Source organism: Neorhizobium turbinariae, from assembly GCF_023223505.1.
Classification (GTDB): Bacteria; Pseudomonadota; Alphaproteobacteria; order Rhizobiales; family Rhizobiaceae; genus Neorhizobium; species Neorhizobium turbinariae.
On record NZ_JALPRY010000016.1, the window covers coordinates 161,337 to 177,688 of the forward strand.

Genomic DNA, 16,352 nt, shown 5'->3' on the forward strand with positions numbered 1-16,352 from the left:
GAACCGCCGGCACGCCGATATTGCCAGGCGAAAACGGGCGTCGCGGCGCCCGGATTTGCTTCAGGCGTCGCTGCCGGCGAGTTCGCCGACCATGGCGAGCCCCTTCTTCTTCAGCATGGCCTGCGGGTCCGGCAACTTGCCCCGGAAGGCCTTGTAGGTTTCTTCCGGATCGACCGAACCGCCAACCGAATAGATGTTGTTCTTGAGCTTGCGGGCCATCACCGGGTCGAAGACATTGCCGCTTTCCTCGAAGGCGGCAAATGCATCGGCATCGAGTACCTCGGACCACATGTAGGAATAATAGCCGGCGGAATAGCCGTCGCCCGAGAACACGTGCTGGAAGTGCGGCGTGGCATGCCGCATGACAATCGAGGCTGGCATCTTCAGCTCATCGAGAACCTGCGCCTGCACGGCCATCGGATCATCGACCGCATCGCGCGTATGGAAGGCCATGTCGACAAGCGCCGACGAGGTGAATTCGACCGTCGCAAAGCCGGCGTTGAAGGTGCGGGCGGCGAGTACCTTGTCAAGCAACGCCTTCGGCATCGGCTCGCCGGTCTCGTAATGGACGGCGTATTTTTCGAGGATTTCCGGCACGGTCAGCCAATGCTCGTAAAGCTGCGACGGCAGCTCCACGAAGTCGCGTGCGACGCCGGTGCCGGAAACGGACGGGTAGACGACATCCGACAACATGCCATGCAGCGCGTGGCCGAATTCATGGAAGAGCGTACGCGCGTCATCGAGGGATAGCAGCGCCGGCTTGCCTTCCGCAGGCTTTGCGAAGTTGCAGACATTGTAGATGATCGGGATCTCGCCTTGCGCGCCGTTCTTGAGCGGCAGCTTGTGCTGCGACTGGAACGAGCTCATCCATGCACCGGAGCGCTTGGACGGACGGGCGAAATAGTCGCCGAGGAAGAGCGCCTTCAGGCCACCCTTTTCGTCGCGTATTTCAAAGACGCGCACATCGGGATGATATGCGGTGATGCCCTTCACCTCGACCGCCTTGATGCCGAACAGCCGTTCGGCAACATCGAAGCAAGCCTCGATGATCTTTTCGAGCTGCAGATAAGGCTTCAACTCGGTTTCGGAGAAGTTGAACATCCGCTGGCGAAGCTTCTCCGCGTAATGGCGCCAATCCCAGGGCATCACCTCGTGGTTCTTGCCTTCTTCCGAGATCAGGCCGGCAAGACTTGCCTCTTCCTCGAGCGCTTTGGCACGTGCCTTGTCCCATACCTTGTGCAGGAGACCGTTCACGGCCTCCGGTGTCTTGGCCATGGTGTTGTCGAGCTTGAAGGCTGCGAAATTTTCATAACCGAGGAGCTTTGCCTTTTCGGCGCGAAGGGCCAGCACTTCCTTGACGATCGCCAGGTTGTCCGTTTCGCCGCCATTGGCGCCGCGCGCGACCCACGCCTTGAACGCCTGCTCGCGCAGGTCGCGGCGGGTCGAGAAGGTGAGGAAGGGCTCGATGATCGAACGCGACAGCGTCACCGCATAACCATCCGCCTCGCCACGCTCACGCGCCGCAGCTGCCATGGCATCCCGCAGGAACTGTGGAAGGCCCTCAAGTTCTGCCTCTTCGGTCAGTTTCAGCGACCACGATTTCTCGTCGCCCAGCACGTTCTGGCCGAACTTCGCGCCGAGACCTGCGAGCTTCTCGTTGATGTCAGCCAGCCGCTCCTGCTCTGCCTTGGGCAGCTTTGCACCGGCGCGAACAAAGCCCTTCCAGTGGCGCTCAAGCACCCGCTCCTGCTCCACCGACAGATTAAGCTCTGCCCGTTTTTCCCACAGCGCATCGTTGCGTGCGAAGAGCGCCGCATTCATGCCGATCTTCGAATAATGGCGCGACATCTTCGGGGCGATCTCGCGCTCCAGCGCCTGGATGTTTTCATTGGTGTGGGCGCCGGCCTTGCCCCAGAACAGCGAGGATACCCGCGACAGCTCATCGCCTGCCGTTTCCAGCGCAACCACCGTGTTCTCGAAGGTCGGAGCCTCGGCATTGGCAGCAATGGCGTCGATCTCGGCCTCATGCGCGGCAAGCGCCGCGTCAAACGCCGGCGCAAAGTCCTCATCCCTGATCTGGTCGAAGCGTGGAAGCCCATGATGGCCATCCCAGGTGGTGAGCGCGGGATTGACGGATAGATCAGACATGCGGGAAATCCTCTTCAGCAATACGTGGCATCCATATAGTGATGGCGCCGCCGGATGCAGTATGCACAGCCGAGATTTCGAGCTCCAGCAGGAAATCACACCCAATAATTAACGTCTGTTAACTATTTGACGTGCCGCGGCGCGGGCGGGTAGTTTGCGCCCAACACATCCGATGGATCAGGACACAGCCGTGGAAATCAACTCCCTGCGCTGGCCAACCAATCTGCTGCAGCGAGATAATTCTCGACAGGCCAGGATCGAGAAACCTCTGCAACAGGCGGAAAGCCGGCAGAGCAAGATCGTCTTTCATGTGCCCGAGGTAGATGAAAGACAGACCGACTTTTCTTCCATCTCACCGCGCGAACTGCGAGCCCTTGCCTGGCAGAATTACCAGGCAGGACGGATCGATCAGGAAACCTTCCTGACGCTGTCGGAAGAGCTGCCGATGCACGCGATCGACGCGCATGGCCAGGTGCTCGACCTGTCCGGCATCACCGATGATACCGGCTTCGACTTCTGGAGCTACTACCGTGACCAGTTGCAGATCGCGATGTCGGTGGGAGACGCAACGCGCGCCGAGGTTCTGAAATCGGTGCTCGCCTTTATCGAGATCTGATTGACGGGCTCTAAGACCGCCGAAGCGACAGCAGGTTTGGCGCCGAATGCCACAGGGCCTGCACGGCAAAGCCGATGAACAGCAGGCCGGACAGCCGCACGATGATCGTCTCGTGGCGACGGTAGAAGCGACGGACGACACCAGCGCCGATGACGCCGAGAAGCACGAGGTCGGCCACGAGGAAGCCGAGCAGCGAGACGGCAAGCAGGATCGGAAGCTCGGAGAATTCGAGCGCGTCCGAGGAGCTTGCGAGGAGCGCCGTGAAGGTTGCGAGTGCCACAGGGTATCCCTTGGGATTTGTGAGCCCGAAGATGAGACCACGCCGCAAAGGTCTCTCGACAGTCATCATCGAGCCGCCGTTTTCCTTCGGTCGCGCCTTCAGGGCGCTCCAGCCGATCCAGCCGAGGTAGAGGCCGCAGAACACGCCGAGGATATCGAACAGCGTTGTGCCAACCGTCTTGGCACCAATGATGGCGATGAGCGCGAGGCTCGACCACAGGACGTCGCCGGCCAGATGCCCGCCCATGAAGAAGGCGCCGGCCTGCCGGCCCTGCCCGGCGCCGATGCCGAGCAGTTGCAGGAAGGCAGGACCCGGAATGAGCGTATACGCAAGCGCTGCCAGGAAAGCGCCGACAAGCAGCGAAGACGTCATGTTGGATCCTCATCCGCGATTAAAGCAATCAATAAAGCGGCTCTTGGCCCTGTCAATCGGTGAACACGCAGTCTTCAGTTTGCCTTGAATGAGAATGATAGTAAGAGAACCTTAATAAACCGACCGGCGAAAGCGACCGACCCCCCAACATGAACAGCCTGAGTTTCCTGATCGCTGACAACGCCCGCCTGTTGCGGGCGGTGTTCGAGCGACGTATCGCGCAAGCAGGACTGAGCCTCACCCCCGGCGAAGCCCGCGCGCTCCTTAACATTGCCGCAGCAGATGGAAGCCGTCAGCTCGACATCGCCGCCCGCATGAGCGTGGAGCCGATGACGCTTTGCGCCTACCTCGACAAGCTCCAGGTGCTGGGGCTGATCGAACGGCAGCAATGCACCGCAGACCGGCGCGCCAAGCGCATCAACCTGACCGACAGCGCCCAGGAGATGATCACGGCGCTCAACCAGGAGATCGAACTGATCCTCGCCCAGGCGACCGAAGGCCTGGATGACCGGACAAAGGAGGTGCTCGTGCAGGCCATGGCATCAGTCCACGCCAACCTGCAGGCGCTCAATTCCGTGCAACAGCCACAGCCCGAGTCCGATGAAAGCCGATAACATTCCTCCCGTCCCTGCACGCATGAGCGAGCGCCGCACGACGATGATCGGCGCCCTGCTGACGGCGATCGGCCCGATCTCGATGGCGATCTATACACCCGCCATGCCGGAACTGGTGCGCGCCTTCGACACCACCGAAGCGGCGATCAAGATGTCGCTTTCGCTCTATTTTGCAGGCTTTGCGCTGGCGCAGCTGTGTGCCGGGCCAATGTCCGACGCCTTCGGCCGCCGGAAGGCGTCGCTTGTCTTCCTGCTGATCTACCTTGGCGGCTCGCTGATTGCCGCCCTTGCGCCGAGCGTCGAATGGATCCTCGCCGGACGTCTCGTTCAGGGTATCGGCGCCTCCGTCGGCATCACCGTATCGCGGGCGATCGTTCGTGACCAGTTCAACGGCCCGGATGCGGCGCGCATCCTCAACATGATGAACATCATCCTGGCGATCGGGCCGGCGCTCGGTCCAACGATCGGCGGACTGGCACTCGCCGGCTTCGGTTGGCGGGCGATCTTCCTGCTGATGGTGGGCTTTGGTGCTCTGCTGCTCTTCCTCTCGACCGTGTGCATGAAGGAAACGACGGTGCCTGATCCGAGCCGGGTGAAGCCGGCGCGTCTGGTGCAGGCCTATGCCGAGATCATCGGGCAGAAGCGGTTTCTCTTCACCGCCGTCGTGCTGGCAGGTGCGGTGGGATCGATGTATGCGCAGGCTGCCGTACTGCCCTTCATCCTGATCGAGCGGGTGGGCCTCACCCCCACCCAGTTCGGCATGAGCATGCTGATGCAGTCGGGCTTCTACCTGATGGGTTCGATCTGCCTTCGTTTCGTCTCGAAATGGCTTGCCGCCGAACGCGCGCCCGTGATTGGCCTGATGCTGAGCGGGACTGGTGCACTGGCGATCGCCATTTCCACCCAGGTCTTCCCGCCGTCGTTCGCCTCGATCATGGTGCCGGTCGCGATCTGCGCCGTCGGGATCGCCTTCGTCATCCCCTATATCACCGCTGCCGGCCTGATGCCCTTCCCGCATATTGCGGGCTCCGCCTCGGCGATGATGGGCTTCATCCAGATGACCGCGGGTTTCGTGGGCGGTGTCGCAGCCGCCTCGATCGGCGAGCCGGTGATCGCCTTCGGCATCATCATCCCGCTGATGCACTTCGCGGCCATTTGCGCCTATATCGGCTATCGCAAGACAAGCCGGCGCTAAAGAAAAAGCCCGCCTCCGGCTGGAGACGGGCCTGCTAATTTCAGGCAGCAGAAGCCTTACTTCTGGAGGTTGCGCTTTGCGAGCGTGCGAAGGCGCAGCGCGTTGAGCTTGATGAAGCCAGCCGCATCCTTTTGGTCGTAAGCGCCCTGGTCGTCCTCGAAGGTGACGAGCTTGTCGGAGTAGAGCGACTTCTCGCTCTCGCGGCCGATCACCATGACGTTGCCCTTGTAGAGCTTCAGCGTCACTTCGCCTTCCACATGCTCCTGGCTCTTGTCGATCAGGGCCTGCAGCATTTCGCGCTCCGGCGAGAACCAGAAGCCGTAGTAGATGAGCTCCGCGTAACGCGGCATCAACTCGTCCTTGAGGTGGGCGGCACCCCGGTCAAGCGTGATGGATTCGATGGCGCGGTGGGCTGCAAGAAGGATCGTGCCGCCGGGCGTTTCATAGACGCCGCGCGACTTCATGCCGACGAACCGGTTCTCGACGAGGTCGAGGCGACCGATGCCGTTGTCACGACCGTAGTTGTTCAACGTCGCAAGCAGCGTTGCCGGAGACATGGCAACGCCATTGATGGAGACGGCATCGCCCTTCTTGAAGCCGATCTTGATGACGGTCGCCTTGTCCGGGGCGGCTTCCGGCGAGATCGTGCGCATGTGCACGTATTCCGGTGCTTCCTGTGCCGGGTCTTCGAGAACCTTACCTTCGGACGAGGAGTGCAGGAGGTTGGCGTCGACCGAGAACGGCGCCTCGCCCATCTTGTCCTTCGAAACCGGGATCTGGTTCTGCTCGGCGAAGTTCAGGAGGTCGGTACGGCTCTTGAAGGCCCAGTCGCGCCAGGGGGCGATCACCTTGATGTCCGGGTTCAGCGCATAGGCAGAAAGCTCGAAGCGAACCTGGTCGTTGCCCTTGCCGGTCGCGCCATGGGCAATCGCGTCAGCGCCGGTCTTGCGGGCAATGTCGATAAGGTGCTTGGAGATCAGCGGGCGAGCGATCGAGGTGCCAAGCAGGTAGACGCCTTCGTAGACGGCGTTGGCGCGGAACATCGGGAAGACGAAATCGCGCACGAACTCTTCGCGGACGTCCTCGATATAGATTTCCTTGATGCCGAGCATCTCCGCTTTCTTGCGGGCCGGCTCCAGTTCTTCGCCCTGGCCGAGGTCCGCCGTGAAGGTGACCACTTCGGCACCCAGTTCGGTCTGCAGCCATTTGAGGATGATCGAGGTGTCGAGACCGCCGGAATAGGCGAGAACGACCTTCTTTACGTCTTTCGGAAGTGCCATGTCGAAGTTGTCCGTCTGCGAGTGGTGCGGCTCTGAAGCCGTCATAGCGGGAATGGCGGCACTTTTAGCGAGTTTCCGGTGCCGCGCAAGGAAAACAAAGGTCGCACGGGTTCACAGATGGCGACTGATATTCATGCGCTGGTGTAGATTGCGAACGATCACTATCCGCGTATCCGAAATTCGGTCGATAACGAGATGCGATCCGTAGGCCAGTGCCAGATTGCCCACCCTCAAGCCATGGATATCGCGTCCAGGAACTGGCGACTACGTTTGCAAGATCATCCACGGTGTCGAGGTAATCGTGCCCATCGGGCCTGCTCCCTTGCGACGATGCCGTCGTGTTGACAGGTATGGACGGGGGTACCATATCCCGCCGGGGCTTTGAACAGCAGCGTTACAGGGGAGACCATTCATGGCCGTTACGCATCCTGCTTTGAAGAAGGACAACGTTGCCGTTGTCACCGGTGCTGCCTCAGGCATCGGACTTGCTGCCGCAAAGGAATTTGCCCGCATGGGGCTTTCGGTCGTGCTGGCCGATCTCGAAGGCGACAGGCTTGCCGAAGCCTGCCGCGAGGTCGCCGCCCTTGCCGAAGGCGGCGAACATGATGTGGCTGCCATCGGTACCGATGTGTCCAAGCTGGACGAGGTGGCCGCACTGGAGCGCGCCGTCATCCAGCGCTTTGGCCGCGTGCATGTACTGATGAACAATGCCGGCATACAGCCGGGCAGCAGCATCTTCGGGCCGCAGGCAAACTGGGATAATGTGCTTTCGGTGAACCTGATGGGCGTCATCCATGGCAGCCGGATCTTTGGCCCGGCGATGATCGCACATGGCGAACCGGCACTTATCATCAATACCGGCTCCAAGCAGGGCATCACGACGCCGCCCGGCGATCCGGCCTACAATGTTGCGAAAGCCGGCGTGAAAGCCTTTACCGAGGCCCTGCAGCATGAGCTGCGCAACACGCCGAACTGCCAGGTGTCGGCGCATCTGCTGATTCCCGGCTTCGTTTACACGAACCTCACCAAGGGGGACCGCACGGAAAAGCCCGCCGGCGCCTGGACACCCGAACAGACGGCGGAGTTCATGTTCAGGAGCCTGGAAAAGGGCGACTTCTACATTCTTTGCCCCGACAACGACGTCGACCGCCCGACGGACGAGCGGCGCATGGCCTGGGCAATCGGCGACATCATCGAAAACCGGCCGCCGCTGTCGCGCTGGCATCCCGATTTTGCCGATGCCGCGAAGGCGTATATCTCCAAGGCCTGAGCGCACGGACTGGCTGATTGGCACGGCCGCGAAAGCCGGATAAGGAAGCGCACCTCATCCGGCCATTCGAGTGCGACCCATGGACTACCTGCCGAGCCTTGCCACCCTTCTCGCCTTCAGCGCTGCCGCTCTTCTGCTGGCGATTACGCCAGGTCCGGACATGACGCTATCGATCAGCCGCGCACTTGGGCAAGGGCGGCGCCTGGCGCTATTCGTCGTGCTCGGCACCACGCTCGGCGTCGTCTGCCACACGCTGCTCGTCGCCTTTGGGATCGCCGCGCTGATCACCGCGTCGCCCACCGCCTTCTTCATCCTGAAGACGGGCGGTGCGGCCTACCTTCTGTGGCTTGCGATCCAGGCCGTGCGGTACGGCTCGAGCATTTCGGTCGAGAAGGTGGAGCGACCGGAAAGCAGCGCGCTCGCCAACATCTCGGTCGGCTTCTGGGTGAATATCCTCAACCCGAAGGTCATCATCTTCTTCATGACCTTCCTGCCGCAGTTCATCACCGCCACCGATCCGCATGTCACCGGCAAGCTGATCTTCCTGGGATTTTATTTCATCGTCATCGGCATGCCGGTGAACCTGATCGTGGTCCTTGCGGCCGACAGGCTATCGGCCTGGCTGCAGGCCAATCCCAAGGTGCTGCGCGGGATCGACTACACCTTTGCCGGCGTCTTCTCGATCTTTGCGGCGAAGATTTTCATGACCCAGGCACGCTGAGTAACTGAGGCACGCCAAGCCTCAGCCGATCAACAGGGCGTCGTCATCCAGCGTTTCGTTGCGCATCTTGCGGAACATGGCGATCAGGTCTTCGACTTGCAGGTCCTTGCGGCTTTCGCCGCTGACGTCGAGAACGATTTCCCCGCCATGCAGCATGATCGTGCGATGGCCGAAATCCAGCGCCTGGCGCATGGAATGCGTCACCATCAGCGTCGTCAGCTTGCGTTCCGATACGACCCGCTGGGTGAGCCGCATGATGAATTCCGCCATGCCGGGATCGAGCGCGGCCGTGTGTTCATCAAGAAGCAGGACGTCCGAGCCGGCAAGCGTCGCCATCACCAGCGAGACGGCCTGGCGCTGCCCGCCCGACAAAAGGTCCATGCGGTCCTTCATGCGGTTCTCAAGGCCAAGATTAAGCTCGGCGACACGCTCGCGGAAATGCGAGCGCCGGTTCGGTCCAAGCGCTGCCTTCAGTCCCCGCCGCTCGCCACGCCGGGCCGCCAGTGCGAGATTTTCCTCGATCGACAAGGCGCCGCAGCTGCCCGTCAGCGGGTCCTGGAAAACCCGGGCGACCAGACCGGCCCGTGCGGCCGTCGGCTTGCGCGTCACGTCCGTCGTTCCGATCGTCACCTTGCCTTCATTTGGCAACACGTCGCCCGCCAGGACGCCGAGCAGCGTCGACTTGCCGGCGCCGTTCGAGCCGATCACCGTGACGAAGGAGCCCTGCTCGATCGTCAGGCTGACGCCTTTCAGCGCTTCCTTCTGGAGCGGGGTACCCTTGCCGAAGGTGACGTGGATGTTCTTGAGATCGATCATGACCTGGCTCCTCCACGACGCAGCTGCGGCAGGATGAGCGCCACGGCCACCAGCACGGCCGTCACAAGGTTGAGGTCGGACGCCTTCAGCCCGAGCGCATCCGTCGACAGCGCCAGCTGGATGGCGATGCGATAAAGGATCGAGCCGACGATGCAGCCGATGAGCGCGAGAAGGATGCCGCGGGCGCCAAACAGCGTCTCGCCGATGATGACTGCCGCCAGGCCGACGACGATGGTGCCGACGCCGGACGTGACGTCGGCAAATCCGTTGGTCTGGGCGAACAGTGCGCCGCCGAGCGCCACGAGCGCGTTCGACAACGCCAGCCCGAGATAGACTTGGCGACGCGTGTCAACGCCTTGGGCACGGGCCATCCGCGCATTGGCGCCGGTTGCCCGCATGGCAAGCCCCGCGTCGCTTTCAAGGAAGCGCCAGACGAGGACGACCGCGATCACCACCAGCACACCGACAAACAGCGGCCGCACGTAAACTTCGCGCATGCCGAGGCCGAAGAAGGGGCTGAGCATGGTATCGGCATTGATGAGGGCGACGTTCGGCTTGCCCATGACCCGCAGGTTGACCGAGAAAAGCGCGATCATCGTCAGGATCGAGGCGAGCAGGTTGAGGATGCGGAAGCGCACGTTGAGGAAGGCCGTGACGAGGCCTGCCAGCGCGCCCGCAACCATGGCAATCGCCGCCGCAAGCCATGGATTGAAGCCCCCCGTGATCAGCACGGCAGCAACCGCTGCGCCGAGCGGGAACGAACCGTCCACCGTCAGGTCGGGAAAATCGAGCACCCGGAAGGTAAGAAACACGCCGATGGCAACAAAGGCAAAGACCAGCCCTAGTTCCACCGCGCCCCAAAAGGCAATCTGGCTCAGCACCCTGGTGCTCTCCTGCTTTATCCGCCAAAGGGTGGCGGATCGATGGTGTTCGGGCGTCGGCCTTTGAACCGCCGACGCCCGCTGATAGGCAGCGGCTTATTCGACGACGCGGCTTGCGCGCGACAGGACGGCCTCGGAGAAGGTGACGCCCATCTTTTCAGCGGCCTTCTTGTTGATGACAAGGTCGGTGCCCGCAGCAACCTTGACCGGGATGTCGCCAGGCGCCTCGCCCTTCAGCACGCGGACCACGACTTCGCCCGTCTGCTTGCCAACGTCGAAGTAGTTGAAGCCGAGCGCTGCGAGTGCGCCGCGCTGGACCGAGTCCGTATCGCCGGCGTAAAGCGGCAGCTTTGCTTCCTCGGCCACGCCAACGGCGGCCTCGAAAGCGGAGACGATCGTGTTGTCGGTCGGGATGTAGATGACGTCGGCGCGGCCGACGAGCGCACGGGTCGCACCCTGCACTTCGGCGGACTTCGTGGCGACGGATTCGATCACCTGCAGCCCGGCCTTCGTCGCCTCTTCCTTGAGAGCGGCAAGGGTGGAGACCGAGTTCGCTTCAGCCGTGTTGTAGACGAAGCCGATCGACTTGGCGTCCGGGGTGACTTCCTTGATCAGCGCCACGTGGTCGGCAACCGGCGACATATCGGAGATGCCGGTGACGTTGCCGCCCGGCTTGTCCATGTCCTTGACCAGTTGCGCGCCGACCGGATCCGACACCGCCGTGAAGACGACGGAGATGTCGCGCGTCGCCGAAACAACGGCCTGGGCAGACGGGGTCGAGATCGGAACGATGACGGTCGGGTCTTCGCCAACGAACTGGCGGGCAATCTGTGCCGCGGTGCCCGGGTTGCCCTGTGCCGATTCGTACAGGAATTTCAGGCCTTCGCCTTCCTTGTAACCGGCCTCGACCAAGGCTTCCTTGACGCCGTCACGGACGGCATCGAGAGCAGGATGTTCGACGATTGCGGTAACCGCAACAGTCACATCCGCAGCCTTTGCAGGCATGACGAGCGCCGTCGCGGCGGCGAGGGCGAGAATAAAGTTGCGCATGTTCTCCTCCAGAGTCGCTTCTTCTGTCACGTCTCTTATGGAGCCATCGCGTTGAAATCAACTGGATGGTGATAACGAACGCTTGCGGATCAGTCGTCTTCGCCGTGGCCGGCGATCATCATCGCTTCAAAGGCAAGACGTTCGGTCTTGCGCATGCGTTCCGATTCCGACTTCAGCTGGCCGCAGGCGGCCAGGATGTCGCGACCGCGCGGGGTGCGGATCGGCGATGCGTAACCTGCCTGGTTGATGAAATCGGCGAACTTCTCGATCGTAGCCCAGTCCGAGCACTGGTAGTTGGTGCCGGGCCAGGGGTTGAACGGGATGAGATTGATCTTTGCCGGAATGCCCTTCAGCAGCTGGACCAGCAGCTTGGCATCCTCAAGACTATCGTTGACGTCCTTCAGCATCACATATTCGAAGGTGATGCGGCGGGCGTTGGAGAGGCCGGGATATTTGCGGCAGGCCTCAATCAGCTCCTTGAGCGGATATTTCTTGTTGATCGGCACCAGCATGTCGCGCAGTTCATCGCGCACGGCATGCAGCGAGATCGCCAGCATGACGCCGATTTCTTCACCGGTACGGTAGATTTCCGGCACGACGCCCGAGGTGGACAGCGTGACGCGCCGCTTCGATAAGGAGAGGCCGTCGCCGTCGGTGGCAATCAAGAGCGCCGTCTTGACGCTCTCGAAATTGTAGAGCGGCTCACCCATGCCCATCATGACGATGTTGGTGATCTTGCGCTCGCCGGTGGGCACGAAGGCGCCCGGAGGCGTATCGGTGCCCGGGAAATCACCCAGCCGATCGCGCGCCAGGAGAAGCTGCGACAGGATTTCTTCCGCCGTCAGGTTGCGGACGAGGCGCTGCGTGCCGGTATGGCAGAAGGAGCAGGTGAGCGAACAGCCGACCTGGCTCGAGATGCAGAGGGTGCCGCGACCTTCTTCGGGAATATAAACCGTCTCGACTTCGACCGGACGGCCAGCGCCGCGCGGCGGAAAGCGCAGCAGCCACTTGCGGGTACCGTCGTTCGACACCTGCTCTTCGACGATCTCCGGACGCGCGATGGTGAAATGCGTCTTCAGCATTTCGCGCATGTCTTTCGCGACGTTCGTCATCGCATCGAAATCAGAGACGCCGCGAATATAGAGCCAATGCCAGAGCTGGCTGACGCGCATGCGCACCTGCTTTTCCGGCACGCCCTTGTCTTTCAGCGCCGTGCCCATCTCTTCACGGCTCAGCCCGATCAGCGACGGCTTGCCCGACATCAGGTCCGGACGGGGCACCAGCGGGGTCTTCAATGGGGCCAGAACGGCCTCGGAAACCGACATGTCTTCATCCTGTCGAACGCCTGTTATCCCGCATCAACTCAGCGGAACCGGGCGATATGTCTGTTCGTGGAATATGTGATGGCGCTCACGGCACTCCAAGTGCCGGACCGCATGTTGATGCGGCCTTTATCATCAAATAGCGGCCGCGTCACCCCTTCCGGCGAAATGCGAAAAGGCCGGTCACGAGACCGGCCTTCGAATTCAAGCGACAAATAATGCCTTACTTGCAGGACTCGATCTGCTTCAGGGCAGCCGAGATGCCTTCCAGATCGTAGGTATAGGCGGTCTTGGTGCCGCGTCCGGAGACGGCGTTGACGCTCATGGTCCGGCCGGCCTTCATGGCGGCGACGAGCGCCGGCTCTTCAGCCGCGTTTTCCACCCAGGCTGCCTTATCCTTGGTGAACATCGTGAACTTCTTGTTGTCGATCGTCACGGTGACCTTGGAATTGGCCTGCAGCGTGTAACCCACCATGGCCTGCGGCTCGTAGGAGATGTTCTGGCCGGGACGCTGCGAGACGATGAAGAAGATATCGCCGTGATCGACGGTCGTCGGTTCCTTGGCAGTCGGCACCGAAAGCACGTAGCAGACATTGCCGCCGCCAGACTTGTAGGAATAGGCGCCCCAGGCCTTGAACTGCTGGATCCGGGTCGGAGCGGGTGCCTGGGCGGAAGCCAAACCAGCGCCGGCTACCAAGAACATCAATGCGGTCGCGATCGTTTTTACAGACATAGTCTCCTGCCGATTTTCTTTTGTCTCAGCGGCGCAATGCCGAAGCATGGCCAAGGCATGATCCTGATTCGGTGCAATTTGACTTAATTCCGGTTACCAAACCGTCAACAAGCCGTATCAAAGATGTGCAGCACGCACCCGCCCTTTAGATCCAGCGGAAACATTCGATCGCCGTTGTCTTATTCAATCTTGCCGGTAAGACCATGCACAGCGCCCAGCAGTGACACAAGGAATAGGGCGAGAGTTTGTCCTTTTCCTCCGTCTCGCGATGACGTTACAATGTCAACTCTAACGCGAATCGCATTGGATAATACCTGCCGTAGCCTGCATGGACGAAAACCAAAAAGACCACTTCGCCAGCTTGGTAAAGGCAGTGGCCGATGAGCGCGATCAGACAGCCTTTACTGCGTTGTTTGATTACTTCGGCCCGCGGTTGAAATCCTGGCTGGTACGGCAGGCGATGAGCCCGGATGAAGCGGAGGAGCTTGTCCAGGAGGTGATGACCGTACTCTGGCACCGGGCGCATCTTTACGACCCGCGCCAGGCGTCGATCTCGACATGGCTGTTCCGGGTCGCGCGAAATCGGCGCATCGACGCGCAGCGCCGGGCCAGGCATCGGGTCTCGGGGGCCTATGCGCCGCTCTATCCTCTGACAGAAACGCCGGCTGCCGACATGATGTTCGAGAGGGAGGAACAGGCGGCAAGGGTGCGGGCCGCACTTTCCGGCATTCCACCCGAGCAGATGGAACTGGTGACGGCTGCCTTCTTCCTCGGCCAGTCGCATGCGCAGATCGCATCCGAGACGGGGCTGCCGCTCGGGACCGTGAAATCGCGCATCAGGCTGGCATTCGAACGGCTTCGCAGGGCGCTTGAGGACGACACACCCGCCTGACCCAGGGATCAGGTGCCGCTGTGCACCCCGCCGGCCATGTCCGGCTGGTCGGCCAATGCTGCATCGGCTGCTTCGTAATGACGATCGGCGATATGCCCCTGAATCATCCGGAAGGCAGTGGCGAGCACGGCAATATCATCGGTGAAACCGACAACCGCGAAGACATCCGGAACAACATCGATTGGCAGGACGAAGTAGCCGAGGGCGGCGAGCAGGATGCCGCGGACGCGCGTCGGCGTCTTGGGATCAACGGCGCAATAGTAAGCGGCCACGAGGTCACGACTGAAAGGGACATAGCGCACGGCGCGCTTCAGCGTCGGCCAGAACCTGGCCCGCACCTGGCGTTCCTGGCGGTTTTGCGCCTTCTCGTCGCCCGGCAAGAGAATTTCCCCGATCTTCACGTCGTCCATGTTCGCTCCACTGTCTCGGATGCAGACCCTTTACATATGGTTCTTCCGAGGATGGGGATCAATTGCGGCGTCCATATGCCTTGTCCATGGCCCGCGCGAGCTTGAAATCATGCTGCGTGAGGCTTTTGGTGGCATGCGTCGTGAGCAGCACATCGACGCGGGAATAGCTGTTCGACCATTCGGGGTGATGGTTGAGCTTCTCGGCCCGCATCGCGCATTCGGTCATGAAGCCGAAGGCCTCGATGAAGGTCTTGAACGTGAAGCTCTTGAAGATGGCATCGCCATCCGGCTTCAACTCCCAGCCATCCAGGGTCGGCAGCTCCCGTGCCGCGGCTTCGGCATCAAGCTTTTCGTAGTCCATGGTCGTAGCGTCCTTAAAGGAAGCCCTGTTCCAGTTCCGCAGCGCCCGCGTAACCGTAGCTCGTTTCGCGCAGCGGGAAGACTTCTTCCGTCAGATAGGGTCCGCCGCCAACCGATTCCTTCGACGACAGCAGCACGAAACGCCCCACCGTGAAGGTTGGGGCAAAGAAGTTGCCGCGACCGGAGAGATAATGGACGACGTCATCGAGGCGGCAGTTCTTCAGCCTCGCAAGCGTCACGTGCGGGGTGAACTTGCGTGGATCCGGCGGCAGGCCGATGCGCTGGCAGATGCGCTCGATCTCGCCTTGCAGCGCGTTGAGTTCAGCGGATGGTGAAACGCCGGCCCAGATGGAGTGCGGCTTCTTGGAACCGAAAGAGCCGATGCCGCTCAGCGTCAGCGGGAACTCCGGTCGGTCGATGCGATCAAGCCGATCGACGATCTCGTCAGCGGTGCGCCCATCGACATCGCCGATGAAGCGCAAGGTGATGTGGTAGTTTTCAACGTCGATCCAGCGGGCTCGGGGGAGACCGCCGCGCAACAACGAAAGGCTCATGGCCAGATTGCGCGGTATTTCGAGGGCGGTGAAAAGTCTCGGCATGGGGACCTCCTCGAATCTTTTGCAGACGCTAACAGCGGATCATGCAACGGAGTTCCGCGCAAGTCGGGTTTTTCACTTGTGATCAATGTCCCCCAGGAAGCTTTCAACCAGCGCCAGGGATTTATCGACCATGATGTCGACGCCCCTTGCATTGGGATGCATGCCATCATCGAGCTGTGTTCCTTCTACGGTCACGACGCCATCAAGGAAGAAGGGGTAGAGCTTGACGGAATACTTCTGCGCCAGTCGCTCGTAGATCGGGTTGAACCGGTCGGCATAGTCGCTCCCCATGTTCGGAGGCGCCACGATGCCGACCAGCAGGACCGGAATGTTTCGCTCCTTGAGCCGCGCCAGCACCGCATCGAGGTTCTTCTCGGACTGCTCAGGAGAGATGCCGCGCAGCGCGTCATTGGCGCCAAGCTCCAGGATGACGCCGTCCGTGCCGTCCGGCACCGACCAGTCGATGCGGGAAAGGCCGCCGGACGTGGTATCGCCCGAAACACCGGCATTGGTGACCACGACATTATGGCCCTTGGCCTTCAGCGCGGCTTCGAGCTTTGCGGTATAGGATTCGGACGGCGCAAGCTGGTAGCCTGCCATGAGACTGTCGCCGAAACCGACAAGCTGGAGCGTTCGATCCTGCGCGCCGGCCGGCAGAGCGACAAGGCACATAACCGACATGACGATGAAGTGAAGCAGCCTTGCTTTAAAACTCAAGATCCGTCTCCTAGATTTGGCGCTACCGCAATGCGGCATCAGCGCGAGGCATGGGCCCAATATAGGACGGATCTCT

18 protein-coding genes are annotated in these 16,352 nt (G+C 61.4%); 6 read left to right on the top strand and 12 right to left on the bottom strand.

Features of this window, described 5'->3' with window-relative positions; genetic code table 11:
• Positions 1–60: 60 nt before the first annotated feature.
• On the bottom strand, positions 61–2,148 hold the full coding sequence (locus M0654_RS15105) for a M3 family metallopeptidase (protein ID WP_248683822.1): 2,088 nt from the start codon (positions 2,146–2,148) through the stop codon (positions 61–63).
• Between the two features lie 190 nt (positions 2,149–2,338).
• Here M0654_RS15105 and M0654_RS15110 point away from each other — a divergent pair, with 190 nt between their 5' ends.
• Positions 2,339–2,764, top strand: coding sequence for a hypothetical protein (locus M0654_RS15110; RefSeq protein ID WP_248683823.1), 426 nt, complete (start codon positions 2,339–2,341; stop codon positions 2,762–2,764).
• A 10-nt stretch (positions 2,765–2,774) separates the two neighbouring features.
• On the opposite strand, the gene M0654_RS15115 is transcribed toward M0654_RS15110, so the two are convergent.
• Positions 2,775–3,416 (bottom strand): LysE family translocator, encoded by a 642-nt coding sequence (locus tag M0654_RS15115; RefSeq protein ID WP_248683824.1) that lies wholly within the window; start codon positions 3,414–3,416, stop codon positions 2,775–2,777.
• Positions 3,417–3,565: 149 nt separating this feature from the next.
• Between M0654_RS15115 and M0654_RS15120 the strand changes: the two genes are divergently transcribed.
• Both M0654_RS15120 and M0654_RS15125 read left to right on the top strand, forming a co-directional pair.
• Entirely contained in the window at positions 3,566–4,030 is a 465-nt protein-coding gene (locus M0654_RS15120) for a MarR family winged helix-turn-helix transcriptional regulator (RefSeq protein WP_118850901.1), read from the top strand.
• Between the two features lie 22 nt (positions 4,031–4,052).
• On the top strand, positions 4,053–5,225 hold the full coding sequence (locus M0654_RS15125) for a multidrug effflux MFS transporter (protein WP_248683909.1): 1,173 nt from the start codon (positions 4,053–4,055) through the stop codon (positions 5,223–5,225).
• Between the two features lie 56 nt (positions 5,226–5,281).
• On the opposite strand, the gene M0654_RS15130 is transcribed toward M0654_RS15125, so the two are convergent.
• Positions 5,282–6,505, bottom strand: a complete 1,224-nt coding sequence (locus M0654_RS15130) for an argininosuccinate synthase (RefSeq protein WP_248683825.1) — start codon at positions 6,503–6,505, stop codon at positions 5,282–5,284.
• 412 nt (positions 6,506–6,917) lie between these two features.
• Between M0654_RS15130 and M0654_RS15135 the strand changes: the two genes are divergently transcribed.
• A complete protein-coding gene (locus tag M0654_RS15135) occupies positions 6,918–7,775 on the top strand; it encodes an SDR family NAD(P)-dependent oxidoreductase (RefSeq protein ID WP_248683826.1) in 858 nt (285 codons plus the stop codon).
• A 79-nt stretch (positions 7,776–7,854) separates the two neighbouring features.
• Positions 7,855–8,496 (top strand): LysE family translocator, encoded by a 642-nt coding sequence (locus tag M0654_RS15140; protein WP_248683827.1) that lies wholly within the window; start codon positions 7,855–7,857, stop codon positions 8,494–8,496.
• Between the two features lie 21 nt (positions 8,497–8,517).
• On the opposite strand, the gene M0654_RS15145 is transcribed toward M0654_RS15140, so the two are convergent.
• The 5 genes from M0654_RS15145 to M0654_RS15165 all read right to left on the bottom strand — a co-directional run bounded on the left by M0654_RS15145 (position 8,518) and on the right by M0654_RS15165 (position 13,298).
• A complete protein-coding gene (locus tag M0654_RS15145; protein ID WP_248683828.1) occupies positions 8,518–9,312 on the bottom strand; it encodes an ABC transporter ATP-binding protein in 795 nt (264 codons plus the stop codon).
• A complete protein-coding gene (locus tag M0654_RS15150; RefSeq protein ID WP_118851663.1) occupies positions 9,309–10,190 on the bottom strand; it encodes an ABC transporter permease in 882 nt (293 codons plus the stop codon). The genes M0654_RS15145 and M0654_RS15150 overlap by 4 nt, the downstream gene beginning before the upstream one ends.
• 99 nt (positions 10,191–10,289) lie before the next feature.
• Positions 10,290–11,243, bottom strand: a complete 954-nt coding sequence (locus M0654_RS15155) for an ABC transporter substrate-binding protein (RefSeq protein ID WP_248683829.1) — start codon at positions 11,241–11,243, stop codon at positions 10,290–10,292.
• A gap of 89 nt (positions 11,244–11,332) precedes the next feature.
• Positions 11,333–12,505, bottom strand: a complete 1,173-nt coding sequence (gene rlmN / locus M0654_RS15160) for a 23S rRNA (adenine(2503)-C(2))-methyltransferase RlmN (RefSeq protein ID WP_118851664.1) — start codon at positions 12,503–12,505, stop codon at positions 11,333–11,335.
• Between the two features lie 283 nt (positions 12,506–12,788).
• The gene (locus M0654_RS15165; RefSeq protein ID WP_248683830.1) at positions 12,789–13,298 is read right to left on the bottom strand and encodes an invasion associated locus B family protein; all 510 of its coding nucleotides are present in this window, start codon (positions 13,296–13,298) and stop codon (positions 12,789–12,791) included.
• A gap of 328 nt (positions 13,299–13,626) precedes the next feature.
• Here M0654_RS15165 and M0654_RS15170 point away from each other — a divergent pair, with 328 nt between their 5' ends.
• Positions 13,627–14,190: a sigma-70 family RNA polymerase sigma factor gene (locus M0654_RS15170; RefSeq protein WP_248683831.1), complete on the top strand. Its 564-nt coding sequence runs from the start codon at positions 13,627–13,629 to the stop codon at positions 14,188–14,190.
• A gap of 8 nt (positions 14,191–14,198) precedes the next feature.
• Here the strand turns inward: M0654_RS15170 and M0654_RS15175 are convergent, their stop codons facing one another.
• The 4 genes from M0654_RS15175 to M0654_RS15190 all read right to left on the bottom strand — a co-directional run bounded on the left by M0654_RS15175 (position 14,199) and on the right by M0654_RS15190 (position 16,276).
• On the bottom strand, positions 14,199–14,600 hold the full coding sequence (locus M0654_RS15175; protein ID WP_248683832.1) for a YkvA family protein: 402 nt from the start codon (positions 14,598–14,600) through the stop codon (positions 14,199–14,201).
• Between the two features lie 58 nt (positions 14,601–14,658).
• The gene (locus tag M0654_RS15180) at positions 14,659–14,961 is read right to left on the bottom strand and encodes a 4a-hydroxytetrahydrobiopterin dehydratase (protein ID WP_248683833.1); all 303 of its coding nucleotides are present in this window, start codon (positions 14,959–14,961) and stop codon (positions 14,659–14,661) included.
• Between the two features lie 13 nt (positions 14,962–14,974).
• Entirely contained in the window at positions 14,975–15,559 is a 585-nt protein-coding gene (gene thpR, locus M0654_RS15185; protein WP_248683834.1) for an RNA 2',3'-cyclic phosphodiesterase, read from the bottom strand.
• 72 nt (positions 15,560–15,631) lie between these two features.
• Complete coding sequence (locus M0654_RS15190) at positions 15,632–16,276, bottom strand: arylesterase (RefSeq protein WP_390920412.1); 645 nt, start codon at positions 16,274–16,276, stop codon at positions 15,632–15,634.
• Between the last annotated feature and the right edge of the window lie 76 nt (positions 16,277–16,352).